Raw genomic sequence first — 23838 nt, forward strand, 5'->3', positions numbered from 1 at the left:
GGCTGAAGACTGCCGATTACTCTACTAATTGTAGTCATCGTTTCCTTATCTCCAATGATTGGTTAACACATGACCGAGCGGAAAAACGGGAACCGATACGTGTTCGACGGTGACGGTCAGATCAGCGATCGCGGTGGTGCCGAGTTCGGCAGCGACAGAGCTGATCTGCTCGAAACTACGTCAGGGCTGCTACGACTTCTCTTTCACCGTTGACAAAAGTCCAGGGCTACCTCCTCCGTTCTCTCGCGGTTCATAGCTGCCTCCTTCCATATCGCGCCGGTGCTGCACCGGACGTTCATTTCGAGTGCTCACTTCACAGGCAGCGCGCCTTCCAGGCCACCCACCTCCGTGATCTTCCATCCGGAGTTCTTGTCGATCGTCAGCGAATAGGTGACGGTAGTTTGCCCGCCCTGCGGCGTCTGCACGCTGGTGGACGTGACGTTCAGGAACGCGTTGATCTTGTATATCCCCGAGTTCGACTCGGTTACAACCGCGGCGATCGGACGAGCCGTCGAGGCCCATTGCAAGGGCATCAGGATCTGATCGAGTTGCGCTGCGGTGGCATCGAATCTGCTCGCGAGCTGCGATGAGGTGTTGGCTTTCAACTTCGCATACCATGCCTTGGTGTCGCGATAATCGATCGTCGAAGCTCCGACCGCATAGTCCATCGCCACCGTCTTGCTGTGCGCCTCGTCAGCGGCACGGGAATCGCGGTCGGCCAATTCGCCGCGAACAGTGGCCAAAAGGACCGCAAGCACGGTTATTGCGGTCACAGCAACGATGCCCAGCCCTGCGGAAATGATGGTGGACTGCCGAATCGCGAAGCGGCGCGGTTCCTTGCGAGGCTCCGACGTAGCCTTGTCGTTGCGCACGCCGCTCTCTTGTTCGTCGGTTTCGTCATCCGTCAGGGTCTTCACTGATCTCTCCTGTTGCTATTTGACGTTGATGTGCAGGCGTACGACTCCGTCTTCGTCGACCATCGCCAACGCCTGCGAGATGAGGCTGCTGATGTCGATGTCCTTTCCCGCGTGTACCGCGGTGTCGGCCAGCGGCTGGATAATCGGTTCCAGCTCTGTGATCAACGGGCCGGTTTTGCCGATCACGCTGTTGAGGCGTTGCAGAAATGGCACTATTCCGTCACCGGAGTTGTAGTCGGCGGGTGAGTTGTTGATTTCGAAGAGGCGGGAAGACGACGCGATCAGCGTGTCGATGCTGACGCCGAACTGCTCCCACCTGGGTCCGGATGTTTGCAGGCTCGGTCCCGCCCAGGACATGTCGGCGCCCATTGTCTGCATGTCGCCGAGCAGTTGGTGCAGGACATCGCTGCGACTCAGGATGGTTGCTGCGAGCAGTGTATTCGCGCGCTCGAGGCGAGGCATTTCGTTGCCGGTACCCGTGATCGATGTATCGATCGTGCCGACCAGAGACTTCATCGTTGCGGGGTCGAACTGGTTCAGCAACTCCACCGCTCGGACAGAAACCTGTGGGATCGACATGGACATCGGCATGCCCCTGGTGTCGAGCAGTTGGTTGTCGCTCAGGTACGGACCTGTCTGGGCGGGGGGATCGAACTCGACGTACGGCTCCCCCAGCCCGGAGGTCGCTTCCACGCGGACGGTGCTCGAGGCAGGGACGCGGAAGCTCTCGTCCAGTCGCAGCCGGAACTGCACGCCGGCGGCGAGCGTGTCGACCGCGACGACCTTCCCGACCGGGACACCGCTGAGCAAAACCGGTGAGTCGGCAGCTACGCCACCGGAATCTGCGAGCAGCAGACTCACAGTGATGTGGTCTCGCGTCGGATCTATGTGCAGCACACCGAAACTCAGGTAGCCGACACCAGCCACCAGCACAGCGGCAATGGCCGCTGACGACAGCAATGACGCCGGCTTGATCATGCGCACGCCCCTGGTCATCGCACCACTCCGATCAGGCGCAATGTCGCCAGAATGTCTTGCACCTTGTCCTCACGCGGCCCCAGCGGTGCCGCGGGGTCGCTCACCGACGCACCGACGATGTCGATCTTGGGGCCGTGCTCGGTGAACGGGATGATCTTGTCCCGGATCAATGCCGTCAGCTTGTTGAGATTCGAGGGAGCATTCAGGTCCAGCGGCCGGTTCGAGAACAGCAGCGGCACCATCGCGCGCGCCAGGTCGTCCAGGCCGGCGACGGCAGGAGCGAGCCAGACCGCATTGGCCGCGACTGGCCCCAGGCCGGACATGATGTACAGAATCCCGACAACCGAGCCGACCACATCGGTGACATGGGCTACGCCGTAGTCATCGAGTAGCTGGCGAAGCAGTGGTTCATCCTCGATCAGCGTGGTCGTGTTGGTGGTCAGCGCATCGAGGAAGGAGTCCACATCGCCGAGGTTGGCTGCGACGTCGCGGAGATCCTCGCCCAAGACACCGAATATTCGAGCGGTGTCCGCCGGGTCGGGTGGCAAAGAGGCGTTGAGCTGGCGTACCAGGTTCTGCAGATCGAGGACGGCCCCGCTTCCCATCGCGGTTGCCAGCGCGGCGAGGGTGTCCTCGACTTGGCGGGTCGGCTTGGTCTGCTGGATCGGGATGGTCGCGTTCTCGCGAAGTTCCGGCCCTGGGTCGTCCGGCCGCGAGATGAGGGCGATGTGCATGTCACCCAGCGGAGTTGCTTGGCGCAGCTCCGCGGTCGTGTCGGCGGGCAGCTTGACGGTGTCGGCAATGTCCAGAGTGAGCACCACGTAGCCGGTTCGTTGGCGCTCCGAGCCGGGTTCGACAACCTGCAGGCTATCGAGGTTGCCTGCCAGCGCGCCGTTCGCGTACACCTTCGCCCCGATGGGCAGATTGAGCACGTCGGCAAATTGGACGTGTATCCGGTAGGTCTGTCCGGCGACTCGTGTGCCGGGCACTTCGATCGTGGCCGGGTCGAATCCACACCCACTTGCTGCCAGGGCGAGGGTCAGCGCGGGAATCAAGAGCATGCGAGATCTCATCGGGCACCCACTGAACCGAGCACCAGTTGGGCGATCTGGGCGCTTACCAGCCCGTCTCCTGCTCCGGTACACCGCCCCGGAGCGAGCGCGTTGATGGCCGCGCACATCTGCGGGGCAGACGCAGCAGGGAAAGCGAGGTCTGGTGGCGCGTAGGTGAGTTGCAGATTTCCGGTCTGCGGATCTGCCGCCATCTCGAATGCTTGTACCAACGGCGGCAACATCGCGACCACTTCGCGCAGTGAACCCAATCCTGCTGTGAGCAAAGGGATTTGGTTGGTGGCCGCGTCCAGGTTTCGCACCATGGGGCCTCCGAGCGCGACAATGGCCTCGTTGAGCGGGGGCAATACATCGCGCAGATTGTCGAATATTTCGATGAGCGGCGGCACCTCCATCAAGTTGGCGGCATCCAAGGTGGCTGTCAGTCGAGTCAGCATGTCTCTTACATCAGCCCAGCCGTTCACGGCGCTCCGCGCCAATTCGGCCAACGCGTCGATCAGCGCGCCGATATGCCCGATGGCGGCATCCGGTGAGTTCAGTGCCGTGCCCAGTTTGTGGATGATTGCGTTGACCTGCTCTCCGCGCCCAGTTGTCGCGCCATCCAGCGCGGTCAAGCCCTGCGCGAGGAGATTCGGTTGGTCCGGATGGTCGCCACCGTTCAGTTCGGTGGCGAGTTCACCTAGTGCGGTGAATGTTTCGGTCATGCTCTTGGGAGTGAGAGTCTTCGTGATGCACTGCGCGGGATCCCAGTTCGCCTCGCTCGACGCCGCGGCGTCGATGACGGCAAGTTTGCGATCCGCGACCAGAGTGTCCGACAGTGTGGTCGCCCCGGCATCGCTGGACAGATGTCGGTCCGCGGGAATCTCGAAACCGACTCGCGCGCTTGTGCCCTCGGGTCGGATCGCGGTGACCCGGCCGATGGGGAGTCCGAGTAGCGTGACATCACTTCCCGTGTACAGCCCGATACTGTCGGGCATGAGTGCGCAGTATGTGCGCATCCGCGGCGCCGGTTGGGCAACTCGATAGCCGAGGACGGCCACTGCGGCGACAACGACGATCGTTGCGGCGGAGACGAAACCACGGGAGGAGAACATGCGTGTCAGCATCAGCAGACCCTCCCTGGCACCGGAACGCAGATCGCTGCGGCCTGGTAGGTCGTGGCGGACTGGTCGACAGTGAGCCCGTCTGGCGAAACTATCTGTCCTAGTTGGGTTCCCATTGCTTGAATCGAGAGCAGCAGGTTGTGCATCTTCTCGCCGACTCGTTCGAGTTGCTCGACCGCATCGGCCATCGGCTGGGCCAGCGATTGCGGCGATCTGTCCCATGCCTGCCCGAGCGGACCCAGCCGGTCGAGTACCCGAGCGAGGACGGTGAGTACCTCCGCGACCTCTCGTGCGTGATTGTCGAGGATGGTCTCGAGTGTGCGCAGGCTGCCGATCAACGTGGCGAGCACTTGTTTGTTGGCGTTCAGCGCTGTCAGGTACTCATCGGCCAGCGACAACGCCCGCGATATCTCGGCGTTTTGCTGATCCATGATGTCGACCACGCTCTCCATGGCGGTCAATGAACTGCCTATCGCGTCGGGGCTGCGCGTTATCGACGAATTCAGCGCAGCGACGTTGCGGCGCAACGTTTCCCCGTCCACCTCCCGGACCGGGCGAATGGCATCTTGAAATACCCTGGGCAGACTGTAGGGCAGGATCACCCTGCCAGTGGGTATCGCCGTGGCGCCCAGCGGTGAGCTGCCGCCGGGGATTACGGCTATGTAGTGGCCGCCAACGATGGTGAGCATCCGTACATCGAGCGCGGTCTGTGCCCCGATGAAGACGCTCCGGTCGACGGTGAATCGCATCTCGACCTGCTGGTTCCGAGCCTCCAGCGACTTCACCTCACCGACTCGCACCCCGGCCAGGCGAATTTCGTCACCGACGCGGACTGACCCGGCATCCGACATGTGCGCGGTATGAGTTCGCGCGCCGATGTCCGTGCTTGCGCCCCACGCGAGTGCGCCGGCCACGGCAAAAGCCGATGTAAGCACGGCCACGCCCACACGGACGTCGGCCCGGTGGCGTTCGGCGTCAGTCATTCGCGAGTGACGCCGACGGCGAATCCTCGGCTGAATCAGTTTTTGCACAGCGAAATCCTCTGTCCACCGATGAGCACCAGAAGTGGTTGCGGCGGCTGCGCGGCACCGTGCTGACAGCTGGACTGCAAACCTGGCACATTGCTGGGAATCGATGCGGCAAGCGATTGCAGGACCGCTGGAAGCCGACTCAGAATCTCCACCGATTGGCCCGGGTCCGGGAACGCCGTCCGCAGTAGTTGGTCGATGTCGGGGTTCGGCGACGCTGTCAGTCCCATGGTGGCCAGCAGGCGGTCGGTGGGGAGAAGGACGGGCGGAATCTGCAGCGCGAAGTCGACCAGCCCGCCGATGCGCTGAGTCATATTGACGAAGATGGCGGTCAGTTGTGTCAGGAGTTGTATTGTGTTGCCGGACTTTCCGCCGATCTGCTCGGCGACCTGGCCGAGGTTGCGCACGAGAGTCGCTATCACTGTTTGCCGATCGGTGACGTAGTTGCTGAGGGTATCGATGGCACCGAGAGCCGGGCCCAATCCAGTGCCCGATCCCTCGATGACCGCCAGCATGCTGGTGGCGAACTGGTTCAGGTCTGCCGGCGACATTTGCGCCAGGACCGGTTCCAGTCCCTTGAACACGGTGGTGACGTCGAAGGAGGGAATGGTGTGGTCGGTGCCGATCCGTTGGCGTGGGTCGCGTCGCGCGCCTGGCTCATCGGCGTGTTGGATATCGAGATATCGCTGCCCATTGAGATTCTGGTAGCGAATGGCAAGGGTGCTGTTGGCGAACAGCAGATAGTTGCTGCGCACGGTGAAGCGGACCGCCGCGTTGCTGCCCGCCAGGGCGACCTCGCCGACTTTGCCGACCCGCACTCCGTAGAGTCGTACGTCGTCGCCTTTCCGAAGGCCGTTCGCGTCGACGAACTCCGCTGTGTAGGTGTCGGTGTCGTCTGCCACCGGCCGGTCGAGCACCTGGAAGACGCCGATCAGCAAGAAGACTATGGTGCTCGCGAACACCACCACACGCACTACCAATGACTTGATGTTCACCGCTCCCCCTGTCCAGCGGGCAGAGCCGCGTTCAACGGCACGGCCAAACCAGGAACACCGCTCAGATCCAGATTCAGCTTCAGCACGGGACCGTTCGGTGTGTCGGGCATAGCGCGACGAATTCGCTCGAGTAGCAGGCCGAGCTCCTGGCTCGACCGATCGGGGGCCGGAACTGTCCGTGCCAGCGCGCCGAGTACGGGCACCAGCGAATTCACTGTGCCAGCGAGGTATTGCTCGCTCGTTCCCAACAGCGTCACAACCGCGGGAATCAACTCGTTCTCGATCATCTTCGTGCTCGCGTTGAATTTTTGGAGGTGCTCAGGGCTGCGCAGGTATTCGGCGTTGTAGGCCATACCCAGCATCCGCAGCACTCCATCCACCGTGGAAGGCAAGCCTGCGAGCGTCGAGCCGTACTGCCCGATCAGGAAGGAGCTCGGCAGCTGCTGAGTGTCGGCGATCGCCCGCGTGATCGCGATGATCGTCTCGATCAGCGGTGTGAACGCGGTCGTGCCGGCCGAGATTCTGCGCAGAACCGAGCCCAGTTCAGGCGTAAGGACGTCAGTGGTGAACGAGCCGGCCTGATCCAGCAACGTCGCGATCGTCGCATCGCGAGCGCGCCCGGCATTCGGCCCAGTCAAGTCGATCACGGAGTTCGGTCCCAGGGGGCGGCCGCCCGTTCCGCGCTGCAGAGCGATCTCGGAGACCCCGAACAAATTGCTCGGGGTGAAGTCCATGCCGATGTCATCGGTCAGACCGGCCAGTTGACCACGACGCAGTCCCAGCGTTATGCGCTGATGGCGGTCCGCGGGCTCGATTCCTTCGATCCGGCCGATCTGCACGCCGTTGAGCCGGACGTCGTCGCCGACTTCGATTCCGGTGGCGATCGTATCGGTCAGGACGGCGATCGAAACGGTGCCGTCGTCGCCCTGGGGCCAGACCGACCAGCCGATCAGGAGTACACCGGAGATCGCAGCCGCGACTACACCGATCGAACGCGCCCCGCGTGGTCCGACCGCGGTTCCGGGGAGTCCGTACACTGGCATCCCGATCACCCGCCGAACCGGACAGGTGCTGTGAATCCCCACAGCAGCATCGTCATCACCATGTTCAATGCGATGATCGCCACCAGGCTCGCCCGGATGGCGCGTCCTGACGCAATTCCGACGCCGTCGGGTCCGCCCGTTGCGAAATAGCCTTGATAGCAATGGATGATGATTACGGCGACGGCAAAAACCATCACCTTGATCACCGCGGCCACGATGTCCCAGCCGACCACGAACATGTCGAAGTAGTGATCGTAGACACCACCTGGCTCGCCGTGCAGCTGCACAACGATCGCCGCGCTGGCGGCATAGCTCAGAATGAGCCCGATCAGAAATGTCGGGACGATCGCGACCAGACCTGCAAGCACACGGGTTGTCACGACGAATGGTACCGATCGAACGCCCAGGGATTCGATCGCATCGATCTCTTCGGCGATGCGCATCGACCCGATCTCGGCAGTCATTCGGCAACCCGCTTGCGCCGCGAAGCCGATCCCAGCTGCGATCGGCGCGAGCTCGCGAGTGTTGGCGAATGCTGAGACGACTCCGGAAAGCTGGCCGAGCGAGACCATATCCAGCGCGCTGTAGGCCTCGATGCCGGCCGTTGCCCCGACTGCCATTCCCATGACCCCCATCACCGAGGCCGTACCGCCACCGATGATGACCCCGCCACGGCCCCAGGTCATGTCAGTGATCAGCGACATGGTCTGCCCCCGGTAGTGACCCAGGACGTAGGGAATCGACGCGAGTACTTGCCACATAAAGCCCAGCGCGGATCCGAGTCCTTCGATCGGCGCCCACAACCGCCCGGGTACTGTTCTGGTCCAGCGCAGGCCCTTCACTCGGTACGTCGACGCGGTCATGCCAGCTCCGTCGGCAGGAACATCGCCGCGATCTGAGTGAGCACAGCGTTGACCACCGCAATCGACACCACCGACAAGATCACCGAGGCGTTCACGCCGTCTGCGACGCCGCGGGGCCCGCCGCTGGCTTCGAGTCCGCGCTGACACGCGATGCCGACGACCAGGTAGCCGAAGATCACGGACTTGCCCAGCGAGACCCAGACATCCGCGCCACCAGTGAACGAGCCGAACGATTCCCAGTAACTACCTGGCGTCACGTCGAGTGCGGCGACGGCAACGAGGTACCCGGCGAGCACTCCCATGACGATGATCAACACGTTGAGCAGCGGCGCCACAAACAACATGGCGATGACCCGCGGAGCGACCAGCCGCCGCCTCGGATCGATCCCCATGACGCGCATCGCATCGACTTCGTCGCGAATCGTTCGGGCGCCCAAATCGGCGGCTATCGCCGCGGCGCCGGCGCCGGCGAGCAGCAGGCCGGTGGCCAAGGGTGCGCCCTGTTTGATCACGCCCAATCCACCAGCCGCACCGATCAGCGAATCCGCACCGAGTTGATCGACCATGTTGCCGACTTGAATCGAGACGATCACACCGAACGGAATCGCCATCAGCACTCCGGGAATGGTCGTCACCTTGATGAGAAACCAAGCCTGAGTGAGGATTTCGCGCCACTGAGATCGGCCGCGAATCAAGTCGATGATCGCAATAGCCGAGGCTTCCATAACGGATCGAGTGGTCCGCCCGAGGGTGCCGACACCGTCGACCGCAGTCGCCTCCAGCGTCTTGCGGAGTGCTTCCCACCCGAGGCGGTCTGCCTTCGAAGATGCCGCTGCGGCAGACAGGTCACGCTCAGGGTTCGCCCTCAGCGCGTGGTGGGTTTCAGTGTCGAGGTCGTACATCCACTTCCTTCGTTTCGCCGCGCTGGCACGTTTGACCACGTCACCTGCGGGTCCCTGCACACTGCCGGGCGTACATCGCATGGAAGGACGTGAGCGGGGTCACGTTGAAGCTAATCAGTCGATAAGTTGCTTGTCAATACGCTGATCGTCTGATTAGGTAACCTGGTGATCACGGTGCCTTCGCGAGGACGTACCACCGGGCCCACGGCGGATGCGGCGCGAGACCGCATCGGCGCTGCGGCCCTAGATTTGTTCTCCGAACTGTCGTATAACGGCGCGCCCCGGCGAGAACGGCCCACCCGTGGATCGGCCTCGTCGACAAGGACATCCCGCCCGCGCTACGACCAGGCGGCAGCCAAGCTCACACGCTTGGTGGAACTGAGCCATCTACCGGACATACCGGTCGAGCAGTTCTACAACATCCCCTCACGGGCGCGATGTCGACGATCTTCGTCCTCGCCCCCGAGTGCCGCCGCCTCACCGGGGTCGATCCACGGGAACGCCAAGCGGCCGAGACCCACGCAGACCCCATCATCGCGCTCGTATTCGAGCACTGACTCAGGAGACCCCATGTTCGCAACCACCGCACTCGCCGTTGTCCTCGGCGCGATCTTCGCCGTAGTCGGCGTGAGCATGACGCTGGCTCTCGATTTTCAGCGCACCAATGCCACACACCTGGGATTCAGCGTCGTGGCCTTCCGCTACATCGGCGCCCTCGCCTTGCTCGGCGCCACGGGAGTACTCGTAGGGCTTGCACTCCCCGTCGTCGGCATCCTCGCCGCAACAGGAATAGTGGCACTGATGATCGGCGCCGCCGTCTGCCACCTCCGCGTCCGGGACCGCGCCGACAAGCTGATCCCGCCGATCGTGGTCGCCGCCCTCGCTGTCGGGTATTTGATCTCGATGCGATAGAGGGACGTCTGACGAAACCGCGGCGAAGCCATCCCGGATGGTTACGAGTCCCCCAACCCGCTCGTTTCGTCCCGGTCGCGCGGCACCGTCCGGCCTGTTCGACTCAGCCCTATATTTCGGCAACACTGTATCTATTATGCCTGGACGGCCCCCGGCGGACGACTCTAGCGACACAGACTCGCGTTTCATCACGGTCGCGGGCTGGACATCCACTACAAGCGCTCATGACGTCCTGCGACGTCATGAGCCCTGCCCTGCCCAGGTTCGTCCCGGTCGGCAACCGAACGCAACTTGCGCTCGGTGTTCGGCACCGCCGTCGACGTCGACGAGGCGAGGATCGACCGGGGGTCCACGCAGTGCTGCTACGCCCCGGAAACCTCGCCGCGTTCATCGACTTCGCCAGCATCGATCGCAGCGCAGAGATTGCGCGAATCACCACTCTGGCACTGATCTCGCGCCGTGCCTCGATGGATGACCCGCACTTCGCCCGCGACAATGGGCCGCCCGATCGACCCCATCGTGCTCGCCCTGGCCGCCGGCACTGGACTCCGCGCCGTCTCCGCGCGGTACGACCTGATCAGCGGTCGCTTCCAAGGGCTCCGCGCACCCATCCTCCTCACGACCGCCTCCTGGACCTCTTCGCGCCCGATTGGAGCGACTCGTCGAGGCCCTTCGCCGCGACGGAGTGACGGTCACGCTGGACTCCACCCCCGAGGTGCCCGAAACTGCGGCGTCACCGAATCGCGCCTCGACGTTCATCACCGAGGCGCTCGGAAGCCTTGCGCAACGCTGAGCGACCAACTGCCCCAACGCCCAACCTCGCCGCACTCCCCTGCGCCACCGTGTCATCTCCCCAGAACAGTCGCGAGCAATACTTGCTACCTAATTTCAGCAACACCGTTGCCGTTACTCTGGTACGGTCGATTGTGGTGCAGGTCACCCGGCCGCACTTCTCCCGCAGACGTTGTCACCACGCGCTCCTCTCGACCAGGAATGCGCCGGACGAGGTCGAAGATCCGGCCTGCGGCTACCTCCCGGAGCAATACATGAATGCCGAAAACACCGTCGACTTACCGCATCACCAGACTCGCCGATGGTCTCGGCGCAGCATCGGCGTGGGGGTGCTGGCACTGGCCGCACTCATCGCAGCCGGGGGTATCCGCTTCGCCCTTTACCCGCAGCTGTCGAAACTGCCGGACGACTTCGAGACCTCGATGTCGATGGATGGCGCCATGGAGAGCCTTGTCCCGGCCACGATGACGTTGGGCAAGCCGGAACCCGCGCGTGTAGAGCGCGGGCTGGCTGTCGATGCCGTCCACGGCGACACCGCGGTGCTGCACGCGACCACTCGAATCCAGCGGCCCGATGGGGAGTTGAAGACCGAGTTCCGCTATGCCATCGACCGTGCCACCTTTCGCCAGAAAGCGGCTCCGGGCGGGGTTGATGTCACCAACCAGCGCGGCGGTGTCGTATTGGCTCGATCGATCGGTTCAGATCGGTCACCATTTGCGATGTACGACCCCCTCATCGATCGCACCGTTCGCCTCGAACACGTCGCCGACCGGGATATGAAGGGCCGCAGTAGTTTTGAGTTCAAGGGGCTACTGGATGCGCCCATCGTCAACTCCGCAGTACTCGCGCCTGTGCGTACGGCGATCGCCAAGATGGCCACGGTCGGGGACGGCACCACCATGCCGTTGCTGGCGGTCCAAGCCATCGCGCCACGACTGCCCCTGGAATACCGCGACCAGGTACAGCGGATTCTGCCCGAATTGCCCAACGAGGTCATGCTGTCTTACGTCTCGCACACCGTCTACACCGTCGTGCTCGACGAACAACTCAGCGTCCCACTGTTCTTGGCCCAGGACCAAACCACGTTACTGGCGATCAACACCGGATACTCCACCATCCCGATGCTGCCGCTGACGCGGCTTTCGGTGCAGACCACCCCGGATAGCATCAGCGATGTCGTGGACACTGCCAGCGCGTTGGGCCGTACCGTCACCATCAGTCGTGATGTCATCCCTGTCAGCCTGGCTGTCATCGGTGCGACTATCCTCGCCTGCATCGTCCTCGCCTCACGCATCCGCCGCCGACGCCAGCGCAATCCGGCCTGATCGACATGGGGCCTACGCCGGTGTCTGCGGCTTCACCGCCCGCAGACGCCGTCCGTTGGCTGACGCCGGCCCCCAAGCGGTAGCCACAGCAGGCAGTGGCATCAGCGTCCGTCGTTGCACGGTTACACAGACCGCCCAGTCCTTCGTATCTGCGAGTACGGCAAATCCCCTGGCCCAATCGCTGGGGCGTCCGCGAGTGGCCCGCCCCGCGGGCTCGACGCCACTGTCTCGGCTAGTCCACAGAGCTCGGCCGGACCGTCGGTCCAGTCCTCTGTGGTCGTAGTAAGCGGGTCACCGCACCGCCGAGCACAAGACCTACGACCAGTCCGAGCATCGTCATCCACACCGCGCGGCTCAGGCCGGCGTCGTCAGGCCCGTCGAAGAACAGAATGGCCCGAGTTCCGAGGAATACCTGGTGCATCGGTTCGAAATTCGCCAGCCATGCCACCGCTTTGGGAGTCGCCTCGATGGGGATCGTCCCGCCTGACGACGGCAAGCCCAGCACGATGAAGAGCACCCGGTTCACCAACAGGCCCGCCGAACCCAGGGCGGCCAATATCGACAAGGCGGTGATCCCCACCGCGACGATCGCGAACGCACCATAGAGAAACAGTTCCCAAGGACGATTCAGCGGCATCTCCAGCAAATGACCCACCGCGATGTAGACGCCACTGACTACGGGCGCCACGCCCACCATGATGGCCCACTTCAGCAGCAACGTGCGCAGTCGCGGGATGGGCACGGCCGGGATATGGGAGTACTTCGGGCCGATCTCGCTGGGCGCAAAGCCCAGCGCGGAGTCGATCATCGAATGGATCACCATGGCACCGGTGAACCGGCCAGTAGCAACAGCAGCGCGTAGAAGAACGGTGTGAGCCCATTGCCGGTGCCATCGAGCAGCGGGTGAAAGGGAGTGACCTTTACATGGATCGGCTGCGCCAGCAACAGTCGGCTCAATCCCACCAGCTCCGCACTGCGACCACCCGCAGCCAGCTGGGCCTCGACCATCTCGGTGGTCTGCGCCCCGACGATGTCGTTGGTCTCGGCCAGGACCCTCTCGGCAACCTTGACCACTATCTGCGTCCCGAAGGCTCCCATCCGAGGATTGGTGTTCACCGTGATCATCGGCTGGGTCACGTCGCCGGGGACCACGCTGGCGGTGGCGAAGATCCCGAGCTGTTTGGTGAAGTCGCTGGGAATCACGATTGCCCCGTACACCCTCCCGGACCGAAGCAGGCGCTGGGCCTCGGCGATGCCGACCACCCGCAAGTCGATCTCCTCCGCAGGTACCTCACGTTGGAACGCCTCGGTGATCTGAGTACCGACCTTGGTGAGTTTCCCGCCGAGTTTCTGCCCGAGGGGCCAAGTCATCGGTGGGCATTACGGAGATCACCGATGCCCGCGGACGTCGGTTCGGGGCCTTCTACATCATCGTGCGCGACCAAGGCATTCGCAGCTCGCGCGCGCCGCGATACCTGCCGATAACTCGATCAGCAGCGCAAGGCCCGGGCGGGCAGATCGCCCTCCCGGGTCAGCGGTAGTTCGATCTCACTGAGCAGCTCGCGATAGCGTTGAGCCAGAGCGGGCGGCTCTTGACGACTGTAGGCGACAATTTCGCGGAAAACCCCCGACCCGGCATGTCGTGTGTGCTCACTCCATCCACCGGGCACGGCGTTGGCGGGTGCGAGAGTGACACCGAGGCCTTCCACCGCGAACGACAGTGCCGCCGCGACCTGTCCGGTGCGCGCGACCGCACGGGGGACGAAACCCATACTCGCGCAGAGCCAATCGATGATCTCGCTCATTCCCTGCTCGGGCTCATAGAGCACCCACTGGGCGCCGGCCAGTTCCCGCGCGTCCACACGGGCGCCCGGGGCGTGGACTTGCGGGCCTACGACGACCAGCTCTTCGAACCCCAGCGACAAGATCGGGCCGTCCCAATCCTGAGGTCGAGGTCCGACTGTCAGGTCGCCGTGACCTGCGCGGGTGGCGGCCTCGAGGTCACGGCGGTGGGAATAGTCGTGCAGACGCAGCACCGCATCCGGGAATCGCGCGTGCCAGCGTGCCGCGCTCGGCGGCAGAATTCCCGCAGCCACCGAGCGAACCGTGAGTACATGGACGTCTCCACCGCCGCCCGTGAGCACTTGCGCCACCGCCTGCTCCGCCGTGGCAACCTCGGCAAGTATCTTGCGCGCCAACGGAATGAGCACCCGGCCGGCTGGTGTCAGGGACAGCCCGTGTCGGCCTCGCTCCAGCAGCGGAGCGCCGAGCTCCTTCTCCAGAGTGCGGATCTGCTGGGACAGCGAGGGCTGCGACACGAACAGCGCGGCCGCGGCCGCGCTGAACGAGCCACTGTCCCAAATCGAGACGAGGTATTCCAGCTGACGCAACTGCATACCTGGTGCGGGCTCCTCTCATCGGCGACGCCCGGGAGTGCAATTATCGATCGTGCCCGACCGAAGCTCAGCTGACGAGCTTGACGCGCTTGTCGTGGCGGGCCAGTCGTTCGAGCAGGAAGTCGATTTCGGTGCGCGCGGCTGTCGAGAGGATGGGCCGTGGCGCGCGCTGGGTATCGCTTGTCAGCAGCCCACGTCGGGTCATCACGTACTTTCGTACCGACAGACCGATGCCGGGCTGCTGCTCGTAGCGCAACAGAGGAAGGTGGGCATCGAACAGGTCGTGGGCGTCCTCGCGATGGTCTGCGGCTGTCAGGGCGACGACATCGACGAGCAGCTCGGGCACGCAGTAGCCGGTCATGGCGCCATCGGCGCCGCGTTCGGTCTCGAAGTCCAGAAACAGTCCGCCGTTGCCGCACAGTATCGACAGCCGTGGCATCGCCGATTCCTGCTCGAGGCGGCGCAGGGCCGAGATCTTGTCCAGGCCTGGCCAATCCTCGTGCTTGAGCATCACACACGACGGCACCGTCGTAGCGATGCGCGCGATGACCGCTGGGGTCATGACCACCGAGAACGAGAGCGGATAGTCCTGCAGTACCAGAGGCACCGACTCCCCCAATGCCGCCGCGGCACCTTGGTAGTAGCTCACGATCTGGTCATCGGTACGCAGGGTGTTCGGTGGGGCGACCATGACGCCGGCCGCGCCGGCGGCCATGACCTGGTCACTGAGCGCACGCATGGGGGCATATCCGGGGGCCGAGACCCCGACGACCACCGGTAGCACCGTCTTGTCCAAAACGAAAGAGACCAGGGCACTGGATTCGGAGTGGGACAGCTTCGGCGCCTCACCCATCTGGCCCAGTACGGTCACACCGCTGACCCCGACCGATTCATAGAACTCGAGCAACCGCCCGAGTGAGGCATAGTCGATCTCACCGTCGCTGTCGAACGGTGTCGGCGCGATCGCGAAGACGCCGGCGGTATCGCGAGTCAAAAGAGCCATGAGTGAATCCTTCTGTGCCAGAGTTGATGTCGAACAAGGACTCAGATGCCCGCGATCAGTCCGCCATCGACGCGCAGCACCGATCCGGTGATATAGGCGGCGGGAACGCCGGCCAGGAACGTCACCGCGGCCGCGTACTCGCCCGGATCGCCGTAGCGCCCAGCGGGGATCGTGGCCACGCTCTCGGCGTGGACCTGCTCGACGGTTTTGGCTTCCCGTTCGGCTTTGGCTCGGTCGAGGAAGTCGGTGCGCCCGGTCCCGATCCGCCCGGGCACGATCACATTCGCGGTCACGCCGTCAGCGGCGACTTCCCGAGCGAGAGTTTTCGACCAGCCCAGCAGGCTCGAACGCAGAGTGTTGGACAGCCCCAGGTTCGGAATCGGTGACAGCACACCAGAACTGGTGCTGGTGATCACCCGCCCCCAGCCGCGGGCTCGCATCCCCGGCACGAGCTGGTCGGTGATCGCAATGACCGGAAGCACCATCGTTGCGAAGTAGCGTTGCCATACCTGCGCGGACTGCCCGGTGACCGGAGCGGGCGGCGGACCGCCCGTGTTGTTGACCAGGATGTCGACAGGACCCAGCGCGTTCTCGATCACACCGGCGTTGGCTTCGATGACCGACAGATCGCTCAGATCCCATCCCAACGCCAACCCGACCCCGCCAGAGCGAGCGACCGCTTCGACAGTGCGTTCGGCGGCGCCGTGGTCGATGTCGGCCACCGCGACCGCGACCCCCTCGGCAGCCAGCGCCGCCGCGACCGCGCCCCCGATGCCGCCTCCGCCACCGAGAACCAAGGCCGTGCGACCCGAAATTCCCAGATCCATTCGTGAATTCTCCTATTTCGCGTCGAACCGAATTGATCGGCGGGTCCGATATTTCGATCGAAGGTAACATCGGGTACACCAACTCAGCCAGGTCGAATATCCGAAGCCACCTATAGATACTTCTTATACACCCTGTTCACAGTGGGCTCCACGGACGAGTGCACACAATTTTCACGGGTCTCGACATTTAGACACAACACTATCCGTGGCCATACATTGGAATAATTCATCGACTAGACCAGGAGGCCTACGGATGTCGGTTCCGGAAACAATGCTGGCAGCGGTGCTGGGCGAGGCAGGCGTGATCACCACACGCGAACTGCCCGTTCCGCGCATCGCGGCCGACGAGGTGCTGGTGCGTGTGCACCGCGCTTCGCTCTGCGGCACCGACGTCAAGATTCGTAGCCGCAAGTTCTTTCCCGACGGTGGCCCGGCGCCCTACACCTTCGTCCCCGGCCATGAGTACGCCGGAGTCGTCGCCGCTGTCGGTGACAGTGTGGACGAATTCGTCGTCGGGGACCGAGTCGTCACCGAAGCCCATCGGGGCTGTATGCGCTGCACCAACTGCCTGCGCGGCGCGTACACCGACTGCCTGAACTATGGCAACCGCGGCAAAGGCCACAGCACCCAGGGAATGACGGTCAACGGCGGCTTCGCACAATACGTCGCCAACCCGGTCTCCACGCTGACCAAACTGCCCGACAATGTCGATTTCGATGCTGCGGTCGTACTCACTACCGTTGGTACGGTCATGCACGCCTTCGACGTGCTGGACTCGCTGATCGCCGGTGCCAGCGTCGCGGTCATCGGCCCCGGCCCGATCGGCCTGCTCGGTGTGCAGGTCGCCCGGGAACTCGGTGCTCACCCGGTCATGCTGATCGGTACCCGCCCCGGGCGCTTGGACATCGGAGCCGGATTCGGCGCCGACACCGTGCTCAACACCGGCGAGGCAGACGTTGTTGCCGCTGTGCGTGCGGCCACCGGTGGGCACGGGGCCGACATCGTTCTCGAATGCTCCGGCGCTCCGGCCGCGGTCGACACCGCCCTGGCCATGACCAAACGTTCCGGCACAATCGTGCTCGTCGGATTCTTCGACCAGCCCGTCACCGTGAACCTCAATCACGCGGTCATGAACGGTATCTCGCTGCGTTCGGTCCGCGGCGAAGGTGCCGGGTCGCTTGCACGCGCAGTGTCGCTGGCCGGCCAAGGGCGCCTGCGCACCCACGAACTGGTGACCCACCATTTTCCGCTCGAGGCGATCGCGGAAGCCTTCGAGACCTACACCGCCCGCACCGACAACGCCATCAAGGTCATGCTTGATGTCACCGACTGAGCGCGACGTCGCGGTCGCGATGTCGACGGCCGCGGACGCTTGGCTGAGTTCGCTCACCCCCGTCCAGCGTGACGCCGCGCAGTTCGGCTCCGCGCTGACCCCCGACTCCGAGGACGAACGCCTGCGCTGGTTCTACACGCCCACCGACCACGGCGGTCTGTCGTTGCGGGAGCAAACCCCCAGCCAGCAAAGCTTGGCCATGCAGCTGCTGGCCACCGGGCTCTCCGCCGCCGGCTACGCCACCGTCGCCACCGTCATGGGACTCGAGAACGTCCTCGACCACGTCGAAGGCTGGGGTGTGCACTGGGGACGCGAACGTGGGCGCGACCCACAGCTGTATTGGCTGAGGGTATTCGGGCAGCCCGGCGACACGGTCTGGGGTTGGCGACTGGGCGGACACCACATTTCGATCAACAACCTCGTCGTCGACGGACGCACAGTAGCCACCACCCCCAACTTCCTCGGTGCCGACCCTGCCACCACCGTGCTCCTCGGCTCGACCCTGCGTCCGCTGGTGGGCCTGGAAGAAGTGGCCCGGGAACTCGCGAGGTCATTAAGTGGCGAACAGTGGCGGAGCGGGCTCCTGCATCCCTCTGCGATCTCCGACATCGTCTCGGGCAATCGAGCGCGGATCAGCCACGGCGACACCATGATGCACATGCAAGACCTCTGGCGCGGCCAGTTCGACGACCCCGAACTCGTGGCACTGGTCGACGAGGTCGACCGGCGCGCGGAAACCGCGAGCGGCTACAGCCAGGCCGACCACGAAACGATGACGATCACCCAGGTGCCCAGAGGGATCCGCGCCGACGAACTCGACTCCGCGCAACGTGAACTCCTGCGCACACTGATCGAGCTCTACACCGGTCGCGCACCCGAGCCCATCGCACGCCGTCACCGCACCCGCTACGGCCGCGATGCCGTGCTGGACGAGGTCCATTTCGGGTGGGCGGGCGCCACCACGTCAGGCCAGCCCCACTACTACCGGATCCATGGTCCACGTCTGTTGATCGAGTACGACAACACCCAACGCCACGCCAATCACGCACACTCGGTCTGGCGCGACCCGGTCGGTGACTTCGGCCTGGACACCCTGGCCGAACACCATCGGCACCTCCCCCACTGATCAGCTTGCAGCTCGCAACATATAGATGGCGGTCGGCGGTGCCGGGCCTGAGCTTCGGTGTCGCCATCACCGTTTCTCACGACGCACATCCAACACGAACACCGCATCGCTGCAGGGTGCTCGATCCGCCGTCGCACCGCAACAGATTGAATTGCAGGTCGCGAACACCGCTCTTGTAGTGGCCCGCGGGGTCCTTTTAACACCGGGCACGATCCATCGGCGGTCAGGGACCCCACGGCGCGGCGCCGAAGTCGCCGGCTTCGAGATACGATCGCAAGGCGGTGCGCGCACTGCGCAGAATCGGGTCGGACGCGCCGGGTCCAGTGGCCTTGGGCGCCGAAAGGATTCGTCGGATCCGGTGCCGGAAAACCGGGACCGAAATGCCGAAGGCGATCAGAATCTCGTCCTCGGGTGGTTCGCCGAAAGGCTGCCAGGTCAAGGCCAGGTCGAGTAGCCGCAATTGTTCGCTGTCCATCTCGTCTCTCTCGGCAGAACACCGACAGAAGGCGGCGATGGTTTCGTGGATGGTCGCTCGAGGGTCACCCGATGAGGCGGCGCCGGATGCCCGGGTGCTCAGCTCGGCCAGTGCCTAGATCAGCACCCACGGCACGGTCAATTTCGATCACGAGGGCATCCCGTCGACGAATCGATTGCGCAGCCCGCCGAGTCCTTCGATCTGGGAGCAGAGCAGATCCCCCGGCGCGAGAAATCGTGGAGGCGTGCGTGATTGCCCCACTCCCGGGGGAGTGCCGGTGAAGATCAGATCACCGACACGCAGCTCACAGGTCTGCGAAAGATAGCTGACGAGTGTGGAAACGTCGAAGATCATGTCCGAGGTGCGCCCGGTCTGCACGTTCTGGTCATCGATACTTGCTTCGACGACCAGGTCCGTCGGATCGGCGAGCTCGTCCAGTGTGGTCAGCCACGGTCCAATCGGTGCGAATCCGCGGTGGCTTTTAGCCATGGCGAACTGTGGCCGCTCACCAGCCATCTGGGCGCCTCGTTCGGAGATGTCCTGTCCGACACAGTATCCAGCGACATGCTCCAGCGCATTCCCGAGCGGAATATCGCGGCCCGCGCGGCCCACGACGACAACCAGTTCGACTTCCCAATCGCAGGTCTGCGTAGGCAAAGCGATGGTTTCGCCGGGGCCAGCCAGTGCGGACGCAAATTTGGTGAAGACAAGCGGCGTCGCGGGGAGGCGGCGGTTCGTCTCTGCGGCGTGAGCCGCGTAATTCAGTCCGATCGCGAAGATCTGGCTGGGCCGAACCACCGGCGGGCCCAACAGAGCGGGATCGGCGGCCAAACTGACCGCAGTGTGGACGGGGTCCAGATCGGGGCACTCCTGCCGATACCAGCGATCGATGTCGGCGAGCTGCTCCACCGCTTGGTCCGGGTCGGCGGGCAACCGCCCGTCAGATCCGTCGTGAATATCCACGATTCCGTCAGCGGTGACCAGGATGGCTCGGCCGTCGAGGTTGGCGAGTTTCACAGGTGCGGTATTCCTTTCGAGGGCACAGTGCCGTAGGCCCGATCAGCTGGCCGGGCCCACGGCACTGTCGACACGGCTATCCGAGCAGCTGGTTGATCGGGAATTTTGGATACGGGAGGCGGAATTCGGATCGCTAAGCGGAGAACAGGGCTTGACAGGGCATCGCTGGATATCTCTGGTCGACAAGATCGTCGACAGCGACGGCGCGTGCCCAGCCTTTTTCGACCGCCTCCCGTGCAAATGTGATGGCGGCCTCATAGGAGGCAACGAAATGCAAAGGTGGACCAAGGCCGAGATCGACCATCAAATGCCACATCATCATCACATTTCCACCCGGTTAGCGGTTGCGTCAGTGATCGTCGCGCGTCATGGGAGGCTCCCTGCGCTCGGATCCCACGGCGGGGTCGACAGCGGGGATCATCGTCGTGGCGTGCGCCTCGGTCGCCGAACCCAGGTCATCGGTGGCGATGGAGCCGATGTAGCCATCGGGACGGATCAGCAACAGGGTGGGACCCGACAGACCGTAGGCCCGGACGAACGAACCGGCGATATCGGCGAGCGCCACGTCGGCGCCGACCTTGTCCCCGCCGTCGACGGCGATCTTCCTCAGGCCCGCACCCGTCGACGGCCACGCCATCTTCGCCAGTTCTTCGACTGCCGCGGCTCCGTACGCGATCGCGGTGAAGTGCGATCCGGTGAAGAGGTCGAAAAGACGTCGGGGTCCCCCGTTCGCGTCCAGCAGTTTCGCGTCAGGGGCGCGGTCCCCAGCCCACAGTGTCGCGGTGTGTGCGGAGTCGGCCGCCACGAGTGGGCCGCCGCGGTAATGGAGGCTGAGCTGGCGCTCGTCATCGCCGCGCTTGATCGCCGCCGGGTCGAGCTTGGCCAGGCCTTCGTACTTCTTGGTCGCCAAACCCAGAACTCCTGCAGCGATCGGCTGCCGCTCGGCCTCATAGGTGTCCAAGAGGCTCTCCGGTGCCCCGGCGAGCACTTGGCCGAGTTTCCAGCCCAGGTTGTAAGCATCTTGCAGACCGGTGTTGAGGCCCTGCGCGCCGGCGGGGGGATGCACATGAGCGGCATCTCCGGCGAGGAATACCCGGCCAGTTCTGTAATGCTCGGCCAGGCGAATGTTGGGGCGGAACACCGACGACCATCCGATATCGTGCAAACGCAGGCTCTTGTTGCCGGTCTGCGAGCGAATCCGCGCATTCAGGCTGGCCTCGTCGAGGGCGGGCTCCTCACCGACCTTCAGGCGGATCATGACCTGGAACCGATCGGAGTGCGGAATCGGGCACGCCCCCAGGAAACGACCTCCGGGCCGCGGCCACACATGCCAGTGGTTCCGGGACAGACCGTCGATCGCCGCGTCGACGATGATCATTCGATCCGCTTCGTCCGTCTTGCCTTCGAAGCCGATCTTTGCGGTTTTGCGGACTGCGCTTCCGCCGCCGTCGGCACCGACGAGGTAGCGAGCGCGGATCTCCTCGGCGCCACCGGGTCCGGTCACGGTCGCCGTGACCCCATCCGGCCCTTGCTCGAATCCGGTCAATTCGCGGTTGGTTTCGACGGTCACACCCGTTCGCTGCAGTCCGGCGCGCAGTGCGGCGTCGGTACGGAATTGGGGTATCAACCACGTATTCGGGTATGGCACATCGGATGTCTTCTCGTTGCGCGAGATCATGTGCCACGGAAGTGTCAGCGGGCCCGCGTGGATACCCAGAGGTGGGTATGTGGCTCCACCGGCGAGGATGTCGTCGAGGACACCGAGGTCCTCGAGCACCTCGAGACTGCGGGGTTGAACGCCCTTCGCACGCGAGCCTTCGAAGGCCTCTGCGGCCTTGTCGATGATCCGCACCGCCACTCCACGGCGGGTGAGATCGATGGCCAGGGCGGTACCGGTCGGCCCGGCACCGACGACCAGGACGTCGGTCGTTCCGGCTTTTGGCGTGGTCTTCATCGTGACGACTCTTTCCTGGCAGCTGTGACAAATTCGGCGAATCGGAGCGCGGTTTCGGTCGGCTCCTCGTAAGGCACCATGTGCCCGCAGGGTGAAACGATGTGCGACTCGGTGGGTGCCAGCAGCGCCTCGACCTTGTCGAAGCTCGAGATCGGGGTCACCTCGTCTCGGTCACCCCACAGCAACAATTTCGGGAACGGCAGACTACCGATCTGCCCGTACAGGGCCTCGCGGCCGGCCAGCGGGAAGGCCGCGATCGTGGCGCACAAGGCGTAGATCGAGCCTTCGAACTGGTAGGACTCGCGCACCATTGCCGTAAGCACCGCGGACAGCTGTGGATCTCGCACATTGTGCTTCAGATGCCGATCGAGCATCTTGCTTCCCAGCTTCCGTGCCAGCAGGGTGCCCAACGTTTCGCTACGCAGCAAGAACGCGAAGGCGGGAGCGGGCTGCAGCCCGGCAGGACCGGCGAGGGTAAAGGTGGCGATTCGGTCGGGATGCTCTCGCGCGAAAGCCATCGCGACCAGCGCGCCCATCGAGGCTCCGAAGAGATGGAAGGGGCTGGTGACGTTCAAGCGCTCGGTCAGGTCGGCGATTTGCCTGACGAACAGTGCCTCGTCGTAGGTGCCCCGTACCCGATCTGAATAGCCGCGTCCGTAAGCGCTGAAGACCAGGGTGCGGAAGCCGCGCGCGTGCAGTTCGCCGACGAGTCGATCCCAGTAGAACAATGGGGTGGTCAGGCTACCCGTGAACACCACAACCTCGCCGTCCGCCGGCCCGGTCAACTCGTAGTGGGTGATCCCGTCGCGGCATCGGATGAAGTCACCGCGCAGTTCGGCACGGGTGACCTCATCCAAGCGGCGAGTCTCGCCCGCCACCACGAAGTACTTCATCGCCGCTCCTCCTTCAGTGTGGGCGCGTCGGCCGTCAGGAAGTTCAACAGCTCACTGATCACCCATTCCGGATCCTCGTCGGGGAGCAGATGGCCGCCGCTCGGATGCGTTCGTTCGACGCTGCCCGGGATATCACGCGCGAAATGCTGGGCGTCGACGGATGCACTGCGCAGCACCAGCGTGGGAACCGCGATGGCAGGGATCTCGGAGGTTCGGTCGACCTGCTCGGTATTGGCGAAGTCGATGAACGCCTGTTGATTGCCGGGCCGCGTCAACATCGCGTACACCCGATCTACCATCGCCTCGTCCACCACCGACTTGTTCGACCCGACGGTCGAGCGCAGATTGCGTTCGGTGGCCGATCGGGATGACATGTTGCGGATCAGCACGCGCCCGATCGGGTTGCGGGCCAGCCGCAGCGCCAAGGGGAGCGACTTACCCGGATAGCCGGTGGCATTGATCAACACCAGGCGGTCCAGCCTCCGCGGGTGATCCAGCGCGAAGTTCCAGGCGATATTGCCGCCCATCGAGTTGCCGACCACCGATGTCCTGCCGACGCCGATAGCGTCCAGGAAGGCACCCACCGTGTCGGCAAACGCTGAAATTCGGTAGTCCCGGTCAGGACGTGGGCCGGTGAGGCCGAAGCCAGGCAGGTCCGGGCGAATCACGTCGAATGACGCCGACAGCGCGGCGGCCACTCGGTCAAAGGTGTGCAGCGAGGAACCGCTGCCGTGCAGGAGCAACACTGAAGGGCCGGTCCCGGCCCGCTTGTAATGGATGTTGTGACCGTCAACGGTCGCGAAGCGCGAGTCAGGGTCGATGTAGTCGTCTGCGTCGGTTCGTCTACTCATAATGGTTACAGTGTTGCCGTTATATGTGCCCAGGT

23 protein-coding genes are annotated in these 23838 nt (G+C 64.1%); 4 read left to right on the forward strand and 19 right to left on the reverse strand.

Annotated features, from left to right (window positions below; translation table 11 throughout):
• Positions 1-308: 308 nt before the first annotated feature.
• From ACLMAJ_RS28390 to ACLMAJ_RS28430, 9 genes are read right to left on the reverse strand one after another with little or no spacing between them, the layout of a single operon-like run.
• Positions 309-917, reverse strand: a complete 609-nt coding sequence (locus ACLMAJ_RS28390) for a hypothetical protein (RefSeq protein ID WP_412016916.1) — start codon at positions 915-917, stop codon at positions 309-311.
• A gap of 15 nt (positions 918-932) precedes the next feature.
• Positions 933-1913, reverse strand: coding sequence for an MlaD family protein (locus tag ACLMAJ_RS28395; RefSeq protein WP_412016917.1), 981 nt, complete (start codon positions 1911-1913; stop codon positions 933-935).
• Positions 1910-2956 carry an MlaD family protein gene (locus ACLMAJ_RS28400; protein ID WP_412016918.1) on the reverse strand — a complete coding sequence of 349 codons (1047 nt, stop codon included), beginning with the start codon at positions 2954-2956 and terminating at the stop codon, positions 1910-1912. Before ACLMAJ_RS28400 ends, ACLMAJ_RS28395 begins: the two co-directional genes overlap by 4 nt.
• 8 nt (positions 2957-2964) lie before the next feature.
• The gene (locus ACLMAJ_RS28405; RefSeq protein ID WP_412016919.1) at positions 2965-4071 is read right to left on the reverse strand and encodes an MlaD family protein; all 1107 of its coding nucleotides are present in this window, start codon (positions 4069-4071) and stop codon (positions 2965-2967) included.
• Entirely contained in the window at positions 4071-5051 is a 981-nt protein-coding gene (locus tag ACLMAJ_RS28410) for an MlaD family protein (RefSeq protein ID WP_412016920.1), read from the reverse strand. The genes ACLMAJ_RS28405 and ACLMAJ_RS28410 overlap by 1 nt, the downstream gene beginning before the upstream one ends.
• Positions 5052-5086: 35 nt before the next feature.
• The gene (locus tag ACLMAJ_RS28415; RefSeq protein WP_412016921.1) at positions 5087-6091 is read right to left on the reverse strand and encodes an MlaD family protein; all 1005 of its coding nucleotides are present in this window, start codon (positions 6089-6091) and stop codon (positions 5087-5089) included.
• A complete protein-coding gene (locus ACLMAJ_RS28420) occupies positions 6088-7134 on the reverse strand; it encodes an MlaD family protein (protein ID WP_412016922.1) in 1047 nt (348 codons plus the stop codon). The genes ACLMAJ_RS28415 and ACLMAJ_RS28420 overlap by 4 nt, the downstream gene beginning before the upstream one ends.
• A gap of 5 nt (positions 7135-7139) precedes the next feature.
• Positions 7140-7997 (reverse strand): ABC transporter permease, encoded by an 858-nt coding sequence (locus ACLMAJ_RS28425; RefSeq protein WP_412016923.1) that lies wholly within the window; start codon positions 7995-7997, stop codon positions 7140-7142.
• Positions 7994-8722 (reverse strand): ABC transporter permease, encoded by a 729-nt coding sequence (locus ACLMAJ_RS28430; protein WP_412017092.1) that lies wholly within the window; start codon positions 8720-8722, stop codon positions 7994-7996. The genes ACLMAJ_RS28425 and ACLMAJ_RS28430 overlap by 4 nt, the downstream gene beginning before the upstream one ends.
• Positions 8723-9469: 747 nt before the next feature.
• On the opposite strand from ACLMAJ_RS28430, the gene ACLMAJ_RS28435 reads away from it, so the two are divergent.
• On the forward strand, positions 9470-9811 hold the full coding sequence (locus tag ACLMAJ_RS28435) for a DoxX family protein (RefSeq protein ID WP_412016924.1): 342 nt from the start codon (positions 9470-9472) through the stop codon (positions 9809-9811).
• Between the two features lie 929 nt (positions 9812-10740).
• Positions 10741-11928, forward strand: coding sequence for a porin PorA family protein (locus tag ACLMAJ_RS28440; protein WP_412016925.1), 1188 nt, complete (start codon positions 10741-10743; stop codon positions 11926-11928).
• A 232-nt stretch (positions 11929-12160) separates the two neighbouring features.
• On the opposite strand, the gene ACLMAJ_RS28445 is transcribed toward ACLMAJ_RS28440, so the two are convergent.
• From ACLMAJ_RS28445 to ACLMAJ_RS28465, 5 genes are all read right to left on the reverse strand, one after another.
• On the reverse strand, positions 12161-12736 hold the full coding sequence (locus ACLMAJ_RS28445; protein WP_412016926.1) for an ABC-2 transporter permease: 576 nt from the start codon (positions 12734-12736) through the stop codon (positions 12161-12163).
• A gap of 8 nt (positions 12737-12744) precedes the next feature.
• On the reverse strand, positions 12745-13299 hold the full coding sequence (locus ACLMAJ_RS28450; RefSeq protein WP_412016927.1) for a YhgE/Pip domain-containing protein: 555 nt from the start codon (positions 13297-13299) through the stop codon (positions 12745-12747).
• A gap of 119 nt (positions 13300-13418) precedes the next feature.
• Positions 13419-14324, reverse strand: coding sequence for a LysR family transcriptional regulator (locus tag ACLMAJ_RS28455; RefSeq protein WP_412016928.1), 906 nt, complete (start codon positions 14322-14324; stop codon positions 13419-13421).
• Positions 14325-14391: 67 nt separating this feature from the next.
• Positions 14392-15327 (reverse strand): dihydrodipicolinate synthase family protein, encoded by a 936-nt coding sequence (locus ACLMAJ_RS28460; RefSeq protein WP_412016929.1) that lies wholly within the window; start codon positions 15325-15327, stop codon positions 14392-14394.
• Positions 15328-15368: 41 nt separating this feature from the next.
• Positions 15369-16154, reverse strand: a complete 786-nt coding sequence (locus tag ACLMAJ_RS28465; RefSeq protein WP_412016930.1) for an SDR family oxidoreductase — start codon at positions 16152-16154, stop codon at positions 15369-15371.
• Between the two features lie 253 nt (positions 16155-16407).
• Here ACLMAJ_RS28465 and ACLMAJ_RS28470 point away from each other — a divergent pair, with 253 nt between their 5' ends.
• The gene (locus tag ACLMAJ_RS28470; protein WP_412016931.1) at positions 16408-17487 is read left to right on the forward strand and encodes a zinc-dependent alcohol dehydrogenase; all 1080 of its coding nucleotides are present in this window, start codon (positions 16408-16410) and stop codon (positions 17485-17487) included.
• Positions 17474-18613 carry a DUF3500 domain-containing protein gene (locus tag ACLMAJ_RS28475; protein ID WP_412016932.1) on the forward strand — a complete coding sequence of 380 codons (1140 nt, stop codon included), beginning with the start codon at positions 17474-17476 and terminating at the stop codon, positions 18611-18613. The genes ACLMAJ_RS28470 and ACLMAJ_RS28475 overlap by 14 nt, the downstream gene beginning before the upstream one ends.
• A gap of 223 nt (positions 18614-18836) precedes the next feature.
• Here ACLMAJ_RS28475 and ACLMAJ_RS28480 read toward each other — a convergent pair whose 3' ends face one another.
• From ACLMAJ_RS28480 to ACLMAJ_RS28500, 5 genes are all read right to left on the reverse strand, one after another.
• A complete protein-coding gene (locus ACLMAJ_RS28480) occupies positions 18837-19088 on the reverse strand; it encodes a hypothetical protein (RefSeq protein ID WP_412016933.1) in 252 nt (83 codons plus the stop codon).
• 147 nt (positions 19089-19235) lie between these two features.
• On the reverse strand, positions 19236-20105 hold the full coding sequence (locus tag ACLMAJ_RS28485) for a fumarylacetoacetate hydrolase family protein (RefSeq protein ID WP_412016934.1): 870 nt from the start codon (positions 20103-20105) through the stop codon (positions 19236-19238).
• A 349-nt stretch (positions 20106-20454) separates the two neighbouring features.
• Entirely contained in the window at positions 20455-22059 is a 1605-nt protein-coding gene (locus ACLMAJ_RS28490; protein ID WP_412016935.1) for an FAD-dependent oxidoreductase, read from the reverse strand.
• Positions 22056-22952 (reverse strand): alpha/beta fold hydrolase, encoded by an 897-nt coding sequence (locus ACLMAJ_RS28495; RefSeq protein ID WP_412016936.1) that lies wholly within the window; start codon positions 22950-22952, stop codon positions 22056-22058. The genes ACLMAJ_RS28490 and ACLMAJ_RS28495 overlap by 4 nt, the downstream gene beginning before the upstream one ends.
• Complete coding sequence (locus tag ACLMAJ_RS28500) at positions 22949-23803, reverse strand: alpha/beta fold hydrolase (protein WP_412016937.1); 855 nt, start codon at positions 23801-23803, stop codon at positions 22949-22951. Before ACLMAJ_RS28500 ends, ACLMAJ_RS28495 begins: the two co-directional genes overlap by 4 nt.
• Positions 23804-23838 lie beyond the last annotated feature (35 nt).

The organism is Nocardia arseniciresistens, assembly GCF_046764875.1.
GTDB classification, from domain to species: domain Bacteria; phylum Actinomycetota; class Actinomycetes; order Mycobacteriales; family Mycobacteriaceae; genus Nocardia; species Nocardia arseniciresistens.